General features: G+C 68.6%; 14 protein-coding genes. 11 read left to right on the top strand and 3 right to left on the bottom strand.

All coding sequences use genetic code 11. The features are described from left to right. The first annotated feature begins 1 nt into the window (after position 1). The 4 genes from nuoN to FVF75_RS00385 are packed head-to-tail and all read left to right on the top strand — an operon-like array spanning position 2 to position 4,648. Positions 2-1,444, top strand: coding sequence for an NADH-quinone oxidoreductase subunit NuoN (nuoN, locus tag FVF75_RS00400; RefSeq protein WP_148375765.1), 1,443 nt, complete (start codon positions 2-4; stop codon positions 1,442-1,444). Continuing rightward, positions 1,434-2,198: a biotin--[acetyl-CoA-carboxylase] ligase gene (locus FVF75_RS00395; protein ID WP_148375764.1), complete on the top strand. Its 765-nt coding sequence runs from the start codon at positions 1,434-1,436 to the stop codon at positions 2,196-2,198. Before nuoN ends, FVF75_RS00395 begins: the two co-directional genes overlap by 11 nt. A gap of 9 nt (positions 2,199-2,207) precedes the next feature. Continuing rightward, positions 2,208-2,987, top strand: coding sequence for a type III pantothenate kinase (locus FVF75_RS00390; RefSeq protein WP_148375763.1), 780 nt, complete (start codon positions 2,208-2,210; stop codon positions 2,985-2,987). Continuing rightward, entirely contained in the window at positions 2,984-4,648 is a 1,665-nt protein-coding gene (locus tag FVF75_RS00385; RefSeq protein ID WP_148375762.1) for a ribonuclease J, read from the top strand. Before FVF75_RS00390 ends, FVF75_RS00385 begins: the two co-directional genes overlap by 4 nt. A 9-nt stretch (positions 4,649-4,657) precedes the next feature. Here FVF75_RS00385 and nagA read toward each other — a convergent pair whose 3' ends face one another. After that, a complete protein-coding gene (nagA, locus tag FVF75_RS00380; protein WP_148375761.1) occupies positions 4,658-5,737 on the bottom strand; it encodes an N-acetylglucosamine-6-phosphate deacetylase in 1,080 nt (359 codons plus the stop codon). 94 nt (positions 5,738-5,831) lie between these two features. On the opposite strand from nagA, the gene FVF75_RS00375 reads away from it, so the two are divergent. The 7 genes from FVF75_RS00375 (at position 5,832) to FVF75_RS00345 (ending at position 12,470) form a co-directional block, all read left to right on the top strand. Next, a complete protein-coding gene (locus FVF75_RS00375; protein WP_148375760.1) occupies positions 5,832-7,112 on the top strand; it encodes an ABC transporter substrate-binding protein in 1,281 nt (426 codons plus the stop codon). A gap of 105 nt (positions 7,113-7,217) precedes the next feature. After that, positions 7,218-8,075 carry a carbohydrate ABC transporter permease gene (locus FVF75_RS00370; protein ID WP_222861176.1) on the top strand — a complete coding sequence of 286 codons (858 nt, stop codon included), beginning with the start codon at positions 7,218-7,220 and terminating at the stop codon, positions 8,073-8,075. Beyond that, the gene (locus tag FVF75_RS00365; protein ID WP_148375758.1) at positions 8,072-8,908 is read left to right on the top strand and encodes a carbohydrate ABC transporter permease; all 837 of its coding nucleotides are present in this window, start codon (positions 8,072-8,074) and stop codon (positions 8,906-8,908) included. The genes FVF75_RS00370 and FVF75_RS00365 overlap by 4 nt, the downstream gene beginning before the upstream one ends. Further along, positions 8,905-9,780, top strand: coding sequence for an ROK family protein (locus tag FVF75_RS00360; protein ID WP_148375757.1), 876 nt, complete (start codon positions 8,905-8,907; stop codon positions 9,778-9,780). Before FVF75_RS00365 ends, FVF75_RS00360 begins: the two co-directional genes overlap by 4 nt. Next, positions 9,777-10,523, top strand: a complete 747-nt coding sequence (locus tag FVF75_RS00355) for a GntR family transcriptional regulator (protein WP_148375756.1) — start codon at positions 9,777-9,779, stop codon at positions 10,521-10,523. Before FVF75_RS00360 ends, FVF75_RS00355 begins: the two co-directional genes overlap by 4 nt. Before the next feature lie 17 nt (positions 10,524-10,540). Then, positions 10,541-11,332, top strand: a complete 792-nt coding sequence (locus FVF75_RS00350; protein ID WP_148375755.1) for a sugar isomerase domain-containing protein — start codon at positions 10,541-10,543, stop codon at positions 11,330-11,332. A 67-nt stretch (positions 11,333-11,399) separates the two neighbouring features. Then, positions 11,400-12,470 carry an ABC transporter ATP-binding protein gene (locus FVF75_RS00345; protein WP_148375754.1) on the top strand — a complete coding sequence of 357 codons (1,071 nt, stop codon included), beginning with the start codon at positions 11,400-11,402 and terminating at the stop codon, positions 12,468-12,470. Between the two features lie 60 nt (positions 12,471-12,530). Here FVF75_RS00345 and nadC read toward each other — a convergent pair whose 3' ends face one another. Both nadC and FVF75_RS00335 read right to left on the bottom strand, forming a co-directional pair. Continuing rightward, positions 12,531-13,376, bottom strand: a complete 846-nt coding sequence (nadC, locus tag FVF75_RS00340; RefSeq protein WP_148375753.1) for a carboxylating nicotinate-nucleotide diphosphorylase — start codon at positions 13,374-13,376, stop codon at positions 12,531-12,533. Next, a complete protein-coding gene (locus FVF75_RS00335; protein ID WP_246137955.1) occupies positions 13,373-14,941 on the bottom strand; it encodes an L-aspartate oxidase in 1,569 nt (522 codons plus the stop codon). Before FVF75_RS00335 ends, nadC begins: the two co-directional genes overlap by 4 nt. Between the last annotated feature and the right edge of the window lie 10 nt (positions 14,942-14,951).

Here is a 14,951-nt window from a genome sequence, read left to right as displayed (position 1 = left end):
GATGACCTCGACCGACCTTCAAGCCGTCCTGCCCGAGCTGCTTCTCGCGGTCTACGCGATGATCGCGCTGATCGGAGCGGTCTACACCGGCAAGGACAAGCTGACCGGCACCCTCACCTGGCTGACCGCCGGGGTGATGGGCGCGCTGGCGCTGTGGATCGGCCTGGCCAATACGGCAACGCCGGGGGCGGCGTTCGGCGGCATGTTCCTCGACGACGGCTATGCGCGCTTTGCCAAGATCGCGATCCTGATCGCCGCCGGCGCGGTGCTGCTGGCGGGCGAGGCGGTGCTGGCCCGGCGCGGCATGGCGCGGTTCGAATACCCGATCCTGGTCGCGCTGGCGACGGTGGGGATGATGGTGATGGTCTCGGCGGGCGACCTGATGCTGCTCTACATGGGGCTCGAGCTGCAATCGCTGTCGCTTTACGTCATCGCCGCTATGAACCGCGACAGCGTGAAGTCGAGCGAGGCGGGGCTGAAATACTTCGTCCTCGGCGCGCTCTCGTCGGGGCTGCTGCTCTACGGTGCCTCGCTGGTCTATGGCTATGCCGGAACCACGCTGTTCTCGGGCATCATCGCCGCGGCGACCGACGGGCATGTCGGGCTTGGGCTGCTGTTCGGCCTCGTCTTCGTGATCTCGGCACTGGCCTTCAAGGTCTCGGCAGTGCCGTTCCACATGTGGACGCCCGATGTCTACGAAGGTGCGCCGACGCCGGTTGCCGCCTTCTTCGCCACCGCGCCGAAACTGGCGGCGATGGTGCTGTTCGCCCGGGTGCTGTTCGACGCCTTCGGGGCGGCGGTGGCCGACTGGCAACAGGTGCTGGTGCTGATCTCGCTGGGCTCGATGTTCCTGGGCGCGGTGGCGGCCATCGCGCAGACCGATTTCAAGCGGCTGATGGCCTATTCCTCGATCGGGCACATGGGCTTTGCGCTGATGGGCCTGGCGGCGGGCGATGCCTACGGCGTGCAGGCGATGCTGGTCTATATGGCGATCTACCTGACCATGAACGTGGGCACCTTCGCCTTCATCATGTCGATGGAGCGCGACGGCAAGCACGTGGTCGATATCCGGTCGCTCAACCAATACGCCAAGGCCGAGCCGGTCAAGGCCGCGGCGATGCTGGTGCTCTTGTTCTCGCTGGCCGGGGTGCCGCCGCTGGTCGGCTTCTTCGGCAAGCTCTACGTGCTCAATGCCGCGGTGCAGGCCGACCTGATGTGGCTGGCGGTGGCGGGGGTGATCGCCTCGGTGATCGGCGCGTTCTACTACCTGCGCATCGTCTACTACATGTATTTCGGCGAGAGCGAGACGACCATTGAGACCCCGATGTCGCCCGCGGCCTGGGTGATGCTGGTCGGATCGGCCACGGCGATGGTGCTGGGGGTGGTGAACCTGTTTGGCGTCGAAAGCGCGGCGGCGGCAGCGGCACTGATCCTTGTCAACTGACGCAGGCCGGCGGCCCGAAGCCGCCTGGCCGCGCGGCTACGGCCACCTCGCGCTCGACAGCGTGACCTCGACACTGGACGAGGCCGCGCGCCGGCTGCCCGAACTGGCCGGCCCGACCTGGATCAGCGCGCGTGCGCAGACCCGCGCGCGGGGCAGGCGGGGCCGGGCCTGGGCCAACCCCGAGGGCAATTTCGCAGCCGCCCTTGTGCTGCCCGATCCGAGCGATCCGGCGCGCGCGGCGCTGCGCAGCTTCGTCGCCGCGCTGGCGTTGTTCGATGTGCTGGCCACGCTGACCGGCAGGCCCGGGGCGCTGGCGCTGAAATGGCCCAACGACGTGCTTTTGAACGGCGGCAAGCTGGCGGGCATCCTGCTGGAAGGGCTGTTGCCCTCTGGCCTGGCCATCGGCATCGGCGTGAACCTGGCCAAGGCTCCCGCGCCGGACCAGGTCGAACCCGGCGCGCTGGCCCCGGTGTCGCTGGCCGGAGAAACCGGGTTGCAGGTCACGCCCGAGGACTTTCTCGAAACCCTCGCCCCCGCCTATGCCGCCTGGGAGGCGCAGTTTTCCAGCTACGGTTTCGCCCCGATCCGCAGCGCATGGCTTGCCCGTGCCGCCCGGATCGGCCAGCCGATCACCGCGCGGCTGCCGGGCGAGGACATCACCGGAACCTTCCGCGATGTGGACGAGGACGGCCAGCTTGTCCTATCAACGCCCCACGGCACCCGGCGCATCGCGGCGGGCGACATCTTCTTTTAGGAGCGCACCATGCTGCTCGCCATCGACACCGGCAACACCAACACCGTCTTCTCGATCTGGGACGGCGAAAAGATCCTCTGCACCCTGCGCACCTCGACCGAGCATCAGCGCACCGCCGACCAGTATTTCGTCTGGTGGGACACGCTGACCCGCCATCACGGCATCACCCCCGAGATCACCGGCGTCATCATCTCGTCCACCGTGCCGCGCGTGGTGTTCAACCTGCGGGTCTTCTCGGACCGCTATTTCGGCCTGCGTCCGCTGGTGGTGGGCAAGCCCGAGTGCCTGCTTCCGATCGGCGTGCGCGTCGATGCCGGCACCCAGGTCGGGCCCGACCGGCTGGTCAACACCGTGGCGGGCTTTCGGCAATATGGCGGCGATCTGATCATCGTCGATTTCGGCACCGCCACCACCTTCGACGTGGCCGACCATGACGGCGCCTATATCGGCGGCGTGATCGCGCCCGGCGTGAACCTGTCGCTGGAGGCGCTGCACATGGCCGCCGCCGCGCTGCCGCATGTCGATATCTCGCGGCCCGAACGGGTGATCGGCACCAATACGGTTGCCTGCATGCAGTCGGGCGTCTACTGGGGCTACATCGGGCTGATCAAGGAGATCTGCGCCCGCATCAAGGCCGAACACGCCCGCCCGATGAAAGTGATCGGCACCGGCGGTCTGGCACCCCTGTTCCAGCAGGGCGAAGATCTGTTCGACGTGACCGAGGACACGCTGACCATGCAGGGGTTGCTCGACATCTATAATTACAACAAGGAACAGGGCAGCATATGAGCAAGAACCGGTTGATCTATCTCCCCCTCGGCGGCGCGGGCGAGATCGGCATGAACGCCTATGTCTACGGCTACGGCCCCAAGGGCAAGGAACGCCTGATCCTGGTCGATCTGGGCGTGACCTTCCCCGACATGGACACCACGCCCGGCGTCAACCTGATCATGCCCGACATCGGCTTTCTGAAAGAAAACCGCGACCGGCTGGAGGCGATCTTCATCACCCACGGGCACGAGGATCATGTCGGCGCCATCGGGCGGCTGTGGTCCGATCTGCGGGTGCCGGTCTATGCCCGTGCCTTCACCGGCGAGTTGGCGCGGCTCAAGCTCGAGGATTCCGGCCAGGACCCGGATATCGTTCGGATCACCCAGCCGTATCCCGCCACCACCGAGGCGGGGCCGTTCACGGTCAGCTTCGTGCCGCTGTCGCATTCGATCCCCGAAAGCGCGGGCCTGGTGATCGACACGCCGGCAGGGCGGATCGTGCATACGGGCGATTTCAAGATCGACCCGACACCGGGGGTGGGCGAGCCGTTCGACTTCGACCTCTGGGGTGAAGCGACCAAGGGCCGGGTGCGCGCGCTGGTGTGCGATTCGACCAACGTGTTCTCGCCCCATCCCGGCCGCTCCGAGGCCGGGCTGGCCGAGCCGATTTCGGACCTGATCGCCAAGGCGCCGCACATGGTGGTGGCGACCACCTTCGCCTCGAACGTCGCGCGGGTAAAGACGCTGGCCGAGGCCGGGCGCGCGGCGGGCCGTTCGGTCTGCCTGTTGGGCCGCGCCATGCGCCGAATGATCGAGGTCGCGGTCAAGACCGGCATCGTCACCGATTTCCCGCATACGATCACGCCGGAGGACGCCCGCGACCTCGCGCGCGAGGAGTTGATGCTGATCGTCACCGGCAGCCAGGGCGAGCGCCGCGCCGCCTCGGCCCAGCTTGCCCGTGGCAAATACCTCGGCATGTCGATGGCCGAGGGCGACATGTTCCTGTTTTCCTCCAAGACCATCCCCGGCAACGAACGCGGCGTCGGGCGCATCCACAACGCGTTTTCCGAGATGGGCGTCGACGTGGTGGCCGAGGACGACCGCTATCATGTCTCCGGCCACGCCAACCGGCCCGACCTCGAGCGGATGCACGCGCTGGTCGATCCCGAGATCGTGTTGCCGATGCACGGCGAACACCGGCATCTGCGCGAACATGCCAACCTTGCCGCCGCCAATGGGCGCGCCTCGATGATCGTCCCCAACGGCGCGGTCTGCGATCTGACCGGCGCGACGCCGCATATCGTCGAGCATGTCGAGGCCGACCGGATCTATCTCGACGGCGACATCCTGATCGGCGCGCTCGACGGGGTGGTGCGCGACCGCATCCGGCTGGCGCTGAACGGCCATGTGATCGTGAACGTGATCCTCGAGGACAACGACGCCCTGGGCGACCCCTGGGTCGAGATCATGGGGCTGCCCGAAACCGGCCGCTCGCGCGCCGCACTGGTCGACGTGCTGGAAGAGGACCTTGGCCAGTTCATCGCCCGCGCCGGCCGCAAGACGCTGGCCGACGATGCCAAGCTCGAGGAAGAGCTGCGCCGCACCGCGCGCAAGACCTGCGAAGACGAAATCGGCCGCAAGCCCGAAGTCACGGTGGTGGTGAGCCGGCTGGAGGGTTGACCGGCCCGCTTACCGTCCGCGCAGGACAACCTCGCGCAGCGTAAGATCGGGGGCGAGGATCACAAGGTCGGCCACTGCGCCCGTGGCGATGCGACCCCGGTCATAAAGTCCGAGATAATCGGCCTGCAGGGTCGCGCAGCGCCGGGCGGCTTCGCTGGGGGGCAGGCCGATTTCCACGAGGTTTCGGAAGGCCTGAAGCATCGACAGGCACGACCCGGCCAGCGTGCCATCGGCGAGCCTGAGCCCGTTGCCGCATTTCGTGGCCGTGATCTCTCCGAACGGATAGCTGCCGTCGGGCATGCCCGTCGCGCGGGTTGCATCGGTGACCGCGTAGAGGCCGGGGATCGCGCGCAGGGCGGCGCGGATGGCGCCGGGATGGACGTGCAGAAGGTCGGGGATCAGCTCGGCGTGATCGGCATGGGCCAGCGCCGCCCCGACCAGTCCGGGCGCGCGGTGGTGCAGCGGAGACATGGCGTTGAACAGATGCGTCGCGCCGCCCGCGCCGTCACGAAAGGCCGCCTCGGCGGTCTCGTAGGGGCAGGGGCTGTGGCCGAGTTGGGCGCGGATGCCCCGGGCGCGGGCGAAGGCGAGCAACCGGCCCTCGGGGTCGGCTTCCGGGGCGTAGGTCAGCACCCGAAGCGGTGCGAGGGCGTCGAACGCGTCAAGGAGGCCGAGGTCGATCTCGCGCGCGCAGGCGGGCTGGGCACCGAGCATGTCGGGGCTGATGAACGGTCCCTCCAGGTGGACGCCAAGGATCTCGGCGGCACCGGGCGCGGGAGCGGCCATCGCGCGGCCCACGTCCCCCAGAACCGAACGAATCCGGTCGACCGGCGCGGTCATGGTGGTGGCGAGCATCGCCGTGGTGCCGGTCTGGGCATGATAGACGGCGATGCGCGCCGCCGCGCCGTCGCCGTCCATCACGTCATCGCCTCCGCCGCCGTGACAATGCAGGTCGATGAACCCCGGCAGGATCAGCGCGTCGCCCGCCGCCGAGTCCGGCGTGATTTCAGCGATCCGGCCTTCCGCGACCGCAATCCGCACCGCGCGCGGGCCATGCGGGGTCATGGCCGTTCCCAGGATATCCTGCATCGGGGTCTCCGTGAATTTTCTTGACATGACGATATGTCGTTATAACCTTTCGCACAAGCGGCATCACGCCGCTGCGAAAGAGGAGATCGCTGAAATGAAACCTTGGAAGGCCCTGCCTGCCCTCATGCTGAGCTGCGCTGCCACCGCCGTCTCGGCGCAGTCCGTAGAAGTCAGCTACCTGACCCACTGGTCGCCCGAGACCGTGGCGCTTCTGGAAGCGGCGGCCGAAAAATACCAGGAGACGCATCCCGATGTCTCGATCTCGGTCCGGGCGGTTCCGTTCGGCGATCTGCTGACCACGATCCGTTCATCCGCCGGGGCGTCGGCCCCGACAATCTCGGGCATCTATGATCTGTGGCTGCCGGAACTGGTCCGCGACGACCTTGTCGCGCCCGCACCGGACGGTGTCGCCTCCGAGGTGCGCGCGGCCTGGCCCGACGGGATCGCCGCCGCGGCCCAGGTCGGCGGCACGCTTTACGGCATCCCGAACGAGGTCAACGTCTATGCGCTGAACTACAACAAGGCGCTGTTCGCCGAGGCGGGTATCGACGCCGCCCCGGCGACCTGGGAAGAGTTCACCGCCGCCGCCGCCGCGCTGACCGATGCGGGCGCCGGGCGTCAGGGCTTTGGCCTGATCAACTCGTGGTCGGCGGGCGTGGTGCATCCCTTTGCCTCGCTGCTGGTCTCGAACGGTGGCGCGCTGATCACCGATGGCAAGCCGACGCTGGACAGCGCCGAGGCGGGCGAGACCTTCGCGCTTTACAAGGAACTGGTCAGCAACGGCTGGTCGGTGCCCGCGATGGGCACGGCGGACGCCAACACCACCGGGCCGTTCCTCGACAACTTCGTGTCGGGCAAGACCGGCATGATCATCATGGCCAACTGGTGGGAAAGCGCGCTCAAGGCGGGCATGGGCGACGATTTCGCAAACGTCGCCACCGCGCCGATCCCGGTCGGCCCGTCGGGCGAGGTCGCAAGCTCGATCTCCTACACCTGGCAAACCGTGGTCAGCGCCACCGCCAGCGCCGAGGAACAGGCCGCGGCCTGGGATTTCCTGGCCTGGCTCAACGGTGAAGGCACCGGCGAGGGCGATGCCTCGGCGATGTCCGATATCCTGATGTCGATGGGCATCCTGCCGTCGCGCAGCTCGGACGTGGCCGCGAACCAGGACGTTCTGGGCCGCGATTTCCTTGCCGGTTATGTCAGCGTGCTCGAGAACGCCCGGGCCTTCCCGATCGTGCTGGGCGGGCAGGAGTTCACCGAGGCGTTGCAGCAGACGCTGGAATCGCTGGAATATGGCCAGATCACGGCCGCCCAGGCGCAGGAAGCCGCACAGGCCGACGCGCTGTCGATCCTCGAACGCGCCGCCCGCTAGGGCCGCGCCAAGACCAAGCAAACGCGGCGCGCTCTTGCGGGCGCGCCGCCCCCTCAGCCAGCGAAGACCGCCGACATGCCCCGCGCCCGCCTCTCTCCGATCCTGATGATTGGCCCCGCTGCCGGGTTCATCGGCGTGTTCATCCTGGTGCCGATGGTTCTGACCATCTGGCTGTCGTTTCACCAATGGTCGACGCAGACGCCGTTCTCCACCGCCGAATGGGTCGGGCTGCGCAACTACGAAGACATTTTCAGCGCCCTGTCGGTCGGGCGCGACTTCAAGACCGCGCTGCGCAATACCGCGATCTACACCGCGCTGTCGGTGGCGATCCTGCTGCCGCTGTCGGTGCTGCTGGGGCTTTTGGTCTATCAGCGCGCGGTCGCCGGGGGGCAGTTTTTGCGCACCGTGCTCTTTGCCAGCTACATGGTGCCGATGATCGCGGTGGCGCTGGTCTGGTCCAAGCTCTATGCCCCGACCGAGGGGCCGTTGAACCAGATCCTGGGCTGGGTCGGCATCGGGCCGCAGACCTGGCTCGCCGCGCCCGACACCGCGCTTTATTCGCTGGTCCTGCTCAACGTCTGGCAGCAGATCGGCTATTTCACGGTGCTGGCGGTGGCGGGGCTGACGCAGATTCCCAACACGCTTTACGAGGCCGCGCGCATTGACGGGGCCGGGCCGGTGCAAAGCTTTTTCGGGGTCACCCTGCCCTTGATGCGGCGCACCCTGCTGTTTTCCGCCGTGATCGCGATCATCAACGCGGTGCAGGTGTTCGAGCCGGTGGCGCTGATCACGCAAGGCGGGCCGGCGGGGTCGACCAACGTGCTGACCTTCCATATCCGGCGCGTCGGCATCGAACGCTCGCAAGGCGGGCTGGGGTCGGCGATGGCGGTGACGCTGATGCTGGCGCTGATCGTCACGGTGTTCGCGATCTTCGCGGCCAACCGCAGGGGGGGGCGCGAATGACCCGCCTGCCGCGCCCGACCCACGGGCTGATCCTGCTGCTCATCATCGCGCTGGCGGTGGCCTCGGCCTTTCCACTGGTCTGGATGGTGCTGTCGAGCTTCAAGACACCCGAGGAATCGATGCAGACGCCGCCGGTCTGGATACCGGGATCGTTGAACCTTTCGGCCTACGGGGCGGTGTCCGAGGTCATTCAGGCCGGGCGCTCGCTGTGGAATTCGGCGGTGATCGCGACGGTGACGACCACCGGCATCCTCGTGACCTCGCTGATGGCCGGGTTCGCCTTTGCCAAATACCGCTTTCGGGGCCGCAACGCCCTGTTCGCGGTGATGATCGCCACCATGTTCCTGCCGCCGATCGTGACCCTGATCCCGCTTTACCGGATGGTCAGCGCGATGGGGTTCTCGGCCAGCCTGGTCGGGGTGATCCTGCCCAACCTCGCCAATGCGTTCGGCATCTTCCTGATGCGCCAGTTCATCGCAGGCGTGCCCGACGACCTGATCGACGCGGCCCGAGTCGATGGCGCGTCGGAGTTGCGGGTGGTGTTCTCGGTGGTGGCGCCGGCCATCGTTCCGGCGATCGCGGCGCTGGCGCTGTTTGCCTTCGTCTATCACTGGAACACCTATCTGTGGCCGCTCACGGTGCTTCAGGGGGCCAGCGAGGACTATCCCATCGTGCTGAGCCTCGGGCGGCTTCTGAGCTACAATCGCGGTGCCATGAACACGCCCCTGGTGATGGCGGGCGCGACCATGGCGGTGCTGCCGCCGCTGGTTCTGTTCGTGTTCCTGCAACGCTTCTTCGTTGACAGCATGGTCAGTGCGGCGGTGAAGGGATGAGGGTTCTGGCCATCGACCTTGGGGGAACCAACCTGCGCGTGGCGCTGGCCGAGGGGCCGGAGGTCACACCGGATGCGCCGCCGCGCCTGCTGTTGCGCGACCGCGCGCCGGACGGGCTTGCGGCGTTTCGGGCGGTGCTGTCTGGGCTGATCGCCGAACATCGCCCCGCGGCCATCGGCTTGGCCATTCCCGGCCATGCACAGGGGCAGGTCTGCCAATGGGTGCCGAACCTGCCGTGGCTCGACGGGGTCGACATGGCGCGGGTCTTTCCCGGCCTCAAGGTGCGGCTGGGCAATGACGCGCAACTGGCGCTGCTGGCCGAGGTCGCCGCCGGGGCTGCGCGCGGGCTGGAAAACGCGATCCTGATCGCCATCGGCACCGGCATCGGCTCGGGCCTGCTTGCCGGGGGCCGGGTGATCCGGGGCGGCGCCACCTCGTTCGGCTGGGCCTGCGCCGACATGAACGCGCCCGGCACGCCCAACGATGGCTGGCTGGAAAGCGTGGCGGCGGGCCGGGCGCTGGACCGCGCAGCACGGCAGATCGGGCTGGCCGACGGCCCGGCGCTGATCGCGGCTGCCCGGGCGGGCGACGTGGCGGCGACGAAAGCCCTTGCCCCCGCCATCGCGGCGCTGGGAACGGCGCTGGCCGGGGCGGTCGCCCTGACCGGGGCCGAACGGGTGATCGTCGCGGGGGGTGTCTCCAGCGCCCTCGACGTGCTTGGGCCGCCGGTCCTGGCCCGGCTTCGCGAGCATCTGCCCCGCCACTTGCGCGACACCACCATTTCACCCGCCGCCTTCGGCCGGTCGGCCAGCCTTGCCGGGGCGGCCATCGCCGCCATCGGCCATCCTGCCTGGGAGGAAAACCGCACATGAGCACAGACCTGCCCATCCGCCGACCCGACCGCAACCGCCCCGAGCCGCTCTGGCACCAGACCGAGCAATCGCTGCGCGACATGATCCAGCGCGGCGAATGGCAGGACGGCGACCAGTTGCCGAACGAGACCCGGCTGACCGAAATGCTGGGCGTCAGCCGCATCACCCTGCGCCACGCGCTGCGCCGGCTCGAGGAAAGCGGCCATCTGCGCCGCGAGCACGGGCGCGGCACCTTCGTGCGGCGCTCGACCATCGTGGCCGGTATTCGCGGGTTGACCAGTTTTACCGAGGAAATGGCCTACCTCGGCGACAAGGTCGGCACCCGCGGCACCAGCGCGGTCGAGATGCCCGCCGAGGATGACATCGCCGAGGCGCTTGCCCTCAAGCCCGGCGAGCCGGTGATCAAGCTGCGCCGGGTGCGGCTGGCCAACGGCAACCCGATCGGGGTGCAGACCGCCTATCTGCCGGCCCACCGGGTGCCCGGGTTCCTGCCGCTCAAGGGCGAGCTGACATCGCTTTACGATTTCCTGCGCGAAGGCTGGGGCATCGCGCCGCAATCGGCCGAAGAGCTTTACCGCGCCGGCACCGTCAGCGCCGAGGACGCCGCCGACCTCGCGGTCGCGCCCGGCAGCCCCGCCTTCGAGGTGCGGCGCACCACCTCGGACGCGCACGGACCCTTCGAACACGTCGAGTCAACCATGCGGGCGGACCGCTACGAGATCCGCTCGAAACTCTTTTACTGATAACGAAAGGAACGAACATGTCTCTCTACATAGGTCGCCTGACCGAGCTTGCCGCCAAGGCCGCCGAGGTCAACGACGCGGCGATGACCGAGGCCGCCGCGATCATGGCCGAAACCGCCGCGAATGGCGGACTGATCCACCTTTACGGCTCCGGCCATTCGGTCCTGCCGGCGCAGGAGACCTTTCCGCGCTACGGTGCCTTCATCGCCTTTCACCCGCTGACCGATCCCAGGCTGATGTGGCATTCGGTGCTGGGCGCGGGCGGGGTGCGCGAATTGCTGTGGCTCGAGCGCACCGAAGGCTATGCCGAGAAGTTCCTTGACCACGAACCGATCAATCCCGGCGATACCCTGGTGGTGTTCGGTCATTCCGGCACCAACGCCTCGGGCATCGACACGGCGCTTTACTGCAAGGCGCGCGGCGTCAAGGTGATCGCGGTGAACGCGGCTGCCAACCGCGACAAGAAGGCCACCCATTCCTCGGGCAAGGTGCTGGCCGATTGCGCCGATGTCGCCATTGACACCTGCGCCCCGGTCGAGGACGCCATCGTGCCGGTGGAGGGCTGGAGCAGGCCGGTCGGCGGCTCGTCGACCGTGCTGGCGATGATCTTGATGCACGAAATGGCCGCGCGCACCGCGCAGACCCTGGCCGATCGCGGCATCGAACTGCCGGTCTTTGCGTCACCGACGATCCCCGGGGTCACGCTGAACGACACCGACAAGGCCTATGCCGCCTACAAGGCGCGGCTGATCGAGGCGCAGAAAAAGCACCTGTCGTTCTTCGAGGACCGGATGAGCGGCAAGGCGTGATCCTGGCTCACCAAGGCAGGCGCCGCCTTCCCGAAACGGGGGGCGGCGCGCACAAGAGGGTGCGACGATGGCGGACGTAAGGCTCGACAAGGTATCCAAGTCCTATGGCGCGGCAGAGGTGCTCAAGGACATCGACCTGTCGATCGCGGACGGGGAGTTCGTGGTCTTCGTCGGCCCGTCGGGCTGCGGCAAGTCCACGCTTCTCAGGATCATCGCGGGGCTGGAAGACCTCAGCGGCGGCGATCTTCTGATCGGCGGGCGCCGGGTCAACGATGCCTCGCCCAAGGAGCGCGGCATCGCGATGGTGTTCCAGAGCTACGCGCTCTACCCGCACCGCACGGTGCGCGGCAACATGGAGTTCGGGCTGAAACTGTCACGCATGAGCCGCGCCGAGATCGACGCCCGCGTGATGCGCGCCGCCAGGATGCTCCAGATCGAGCCGCTCCTGGAGCGCCGCCCGTCGCAACTGTCGGGCGGCCAGCGCCAGCGTGTCGCCATCGGCCGCGCCATCGTGCGCGAACCTGCGGTGTTTCTGTTCGATGAGCCGCTGTCCAATCTCGACGCGGCGCTGCGGGTCGACACCCGCCGCGAGATCGCCGACCTGCACCGGCAGCTCAAGACCACGATGATCTACGTCACCCATGACCAGGTCGAGGCGATGACGCTGGCCGACAAGATCGTGGTTCTGCACGACGGGCATGTGCAGCAGATGGGATCGCCGCTCGATCTCTACAACGCGCCGGCCAATGTCTTCGTCGCGGGCTTCATCGGCTCGCCCCGGATGAACCTGATCGCGGCAGAGGCGGGGGCGGAGCGGATCGAAACCGGTGTGCTCGGCAGCCTGCCGCTGCCCGAGGGTGGGGTGCCGGCCGGTCCGCTGACGCTGGGCATCCGGCCCGAGAACCTGGTGCTGGGCGCCGCTGGCGGGGCCGAGGCACAGGTGGTTCTGATCGAACACTTGGGCGACGAGATACTTGTCGAGTTGAAGCTGGCGGACGGGCAACAGGCCGTCGCCAAGATCGCCCCGGGGCTGAGCCTGACGGTCGGCGAGACCGTCACCGTCGCGCCCGGCGATGGCCCGGTGCACCTGTTCGATGCCGCGGGCAGGCGGATCGCGGGGCCTGCGGCAAAGTCCTGACGGGGCGTTTTCGTCGGTGCTGGTCCGGCCTCGCCGCCCGGCCCGCAAAAAGCCGATCCTTCAGAAATCCAGCCCCAGGTCCAGCGCACGGGCCGAGTGGGTCAGCGCGCCCGACGAGATGTAGTCGACCCCGGTCGCCGCCACCTCGGCGATGCGCCCGAGCACCATGTTGCCCGACGCCTCGGTGACCACGCGGCCCCCGGCCATCGCCACCGCTTCGCGCAGCGTGTCCGGGTCCATGTTGTCCAAGAGCACCACGTCCGCGCCGCCGATGTCCAGCACTTCGGCCAGCTGATCAAGCCGGTCGACCTCGATCTCGACCCGCACCATGTGGCTGGCGCTGGCCTTGGTGGCCTCCAGCACCGCCTTGATGCCACCGGCGGCGGCGATGTGGTTGTCCTTGATCAGGATCGCGTCCGACAGGCTGAAACGGTGGTTGAAACCGCCGCCGTGCAGCACCGCCAGTTTCTCGACGATCCTGAGGCCCGGCGTGGTCTTGCGGGTGCAGGTGATGCGGGCGTCGGTCCCGCGCGTCTCGGCCACGAAGCGCGCGGTCAGGCTGGCGATGCCCGACAGCCGCCCGGCGAAGTTGAGCGCGACGCGCTCGGCCGACAGGATCGAGGCGGCGGCGCCCTCGATCGTCATAAGGGTCTGGCCCTTGGCGCAGGGCGCCCCGTCGGCCAGCAGGGTTTCGACCGAAAGCGCCGGGTCGACCAGGTGAAACGCCATGCGCGCGACCTGCATTCCCGACACCACGCCATCCTCGCGCGCATTGAGCCGCGCGGTATAGCGCACGCCCTCGGGGATCACCGTGCGGGTGGTGATGTCGCCATACTGGCCGAGGTCTTCGGCAAGGGCGGCGCGCACCATCGGGTCGAGCACGAGGTCGGGCAGGGGGGGGATCATGTCTGCGTCTCCTCACAGCGGGCGCGGATCGCCAGCGCCTCGGCCAGGGTCAAATGGCTACGTTCGGCCTGGGCCGGGTCGGCATCGGGGTAGTCGGTGCGATAATGCCCGCCGCGCGATTCCCGGCGGTCAAAGGCGGCGGCGGCGATCAGGGTGGCGGTGGCGGTCATGTTGGCGAAAGTCTGCGACTGGCTTTCGCGGGCCTCCAGCCGGGCGATCCCGGTGAGCGCCGTGCACAGGCCCGCCGCGTCGCGCAGGACGCCGACATGATCGGTCATGATCTGGCGCAGGGCGGTCATCGAGGCCTCGGAAAAGCTGTCGTGGCCACCCTTTGGAAAGGTCAGCGCCGCTTCGGGCGCGTCGGTCGGGGCGACTTCGGCGGCGATGTCGCGGGCGGCAAGCCGGGCATAGACCAGCGCCTCGAGCAGCCCGTTCGAGGCCAGCCGGTTGGCGCCGTGCAGCCCGGTCGACGCGGCCTCGCCGCAGACCCACAGGCCCTTGAGGCTGGCGCGGCCGGACTTGTCGGTCGCGATCCCGCCCATGTGGTAATGCGCGGCACAGGCGACCGGGATGGTCTCGGTCACCGGGTCGATGGCATTGCGCTGGCAGGCCTCGGCCACCACCGGAAAGCGGGTGAGGATCGCCGCGCCGATGGCCGCGCGGGTGTCCAGCGCGGGGCGGCGTCCGGCCTGGGTTTCGGCAAAGATTCCGCGCGCCACGATATCGCGCGGCGCAAGCTCGGCGCGCGGATCGAGCGCCAGCATGAAACGCTCGCCTCGGTTGTTGACCAGATGCGCACCCTCGCCGCGCAGCGCCTCGGTGGCCAGCGGTGCGGGGTCTTCGCCCACGTCCATCGCGGTCGGGTGGAACTGCACGAATTCGGCGTCCGCGATCACAGCTCCGGCGCGCGCGGCCAGCCCGATCACCTGGCCCCGGATGCGCGGCGGGTTTGTGGTGACGGCATAGAGCCCGCCCGAGCCGCCGCCGGCCAGCAGCACCGCCGGCGCGCGCAGCAGGACCGTCCCGGACTCGCGATCCGCGGCGCGGACATGCACGCCGGTGACGCGGCCATCGGTGACCTCGAGCCCGGTGGCCATCGAGCGTTCGCAGACCTGCACCGAGGGCGCCGCGCGCACCGCCGCGATCAGCGTTTCCATGATCCGCGCGCCCGCCTGGTCGCCCTTGACCCGCACCACGCGCGGGGCGGTATGGGCGGCCTCGAGGCTCATGACATAGCCGCCATCGGGTGTGCGGTCGAACGGCGTGCCCTTGTCGGTCAGGTCGATGATGTGCTCGCGCGCGGCCTTGGTGACCATCGCCGCGACCTCGGCGTCAACGGTGCCCGCGCCCGCGCCGATGGTGTCGGCGGCATGGGCCTCGGCGCTGTCGGTGGCGGCCATCGCGGCGGCGACGCCGCCCTGCGCCCAGGCCGAGGACGCGCCCTGGCCCAGGGTCTCGGGCGACACGATCAGGACCGGGCGGGGCGCAAGCTCGAGCGCGGCATAGAGCGCGCCCAGCCCGGCGCCCACGATGACGATGCGCCCGGTCTCGATGGTGTGGCTCACATGCCTGCCC

It is taken from the genome of Maritimibacter fusiformis (assembly GCF_008086115.1).
Classification (GTDB): Bacteria; Pseudomonadota; Alphaproteobacteria; order Rhodobacterales; family Rhodobacteraceae; genus Muriiphilus; species Muriiphilus fusiformis.
Note: the sequence above shows the minus strand (reverse complement) of the source record. Positions and strands in the feature narration are given on the sequence as shown.

Excerpts from the sequence above, each read along its gene's own strand:
- FVF75_RS00365 (WP_148375758.1), top strand. The coding sequence starts at position 8,072 with ATGACCCGCCTGCCGCGCCCGACCCACGGGCTGATCCTGCTGCTCATC.
- nadC (WP_148375753.1), bottom strand. The coding sequence starts at position 13,376 with ATGATCCCCCCCCTGCCCGACCTCGTGCTCGACCCGATGGTGCGCGCC.
- FVF75_RS00350 (WP_148375755.1), top strand. The coding sequence starts at position 10,541 with ATGTCTCTCTACATAGGTCGCCTGACCGAGCTTGCCGCCAAGGCCGCC.
- FVF75_RS00355 (WP_148375756.1), top strand. The coding sequence starts at position 9,777 with ATGAGCACAGACCTGCCCATCCGCCGACCCGACCGCAACCGCCCCGAG.
- FVF75_RS00360 (WP_148375757.1), top strand. The coding sequence starts at position 8,905 with ATGAGGGTTCTGGCCATCGACCTTGGGGGAACCAACCTGCGCGTGGCG.
- nuoN (WP_148375765.1), top strand. The coding sequence starts at position 2 with ATGACCTCGACCGACCTTCAAGCCGTCCTGCCCGAGCTGCTTCTCGCG.
- nagA (WP_148375761.1), bottom strand. The coding sequence starts at position 5,737 with ATGCAGGATATCCTGGGAACGGCCATGACCCCGCATGGCCCGCGCGCG.
- FVF75_RS00375 (WP_148375760.1), top strand. The coding sequence starts at position 5,832 with ATGAAACCTTGGAAGGCCCTGCCTGCCCTCATGCTGAGCTGCGCTGCC.
- FVF75_RS00370 (WP_222861176.1), top strand. The coding sequence starts at position 7,218 with ATGATTGGCCCCGCTGCCGGGTTCATCGGCGTGTTCATCCTGGTGCCG.
- FVF75_RS00390 (WP_148375763.1), top strand. The coding sequence starts at position 2,208 with ATGCTGCTCGCCATCGACACCGGCAACACCAACACCGTCTTCTCGATC.
- FVF75_RS00345 (WP_148375754.1), top strand. The coding sequence starts at position 11,400 with ATGGCGGACGTAAGGCTCGACAAGGTATCCAAGTCCTATGGCGCGGCA.
- FVF75_RS00385 (WP_148375762.1), top strand. The coding sequence starts at position 2,984 with ATGAGCAAGAACCGGTTGATCTATCTCCCCCTCGGCGGCGCGGGCGAG.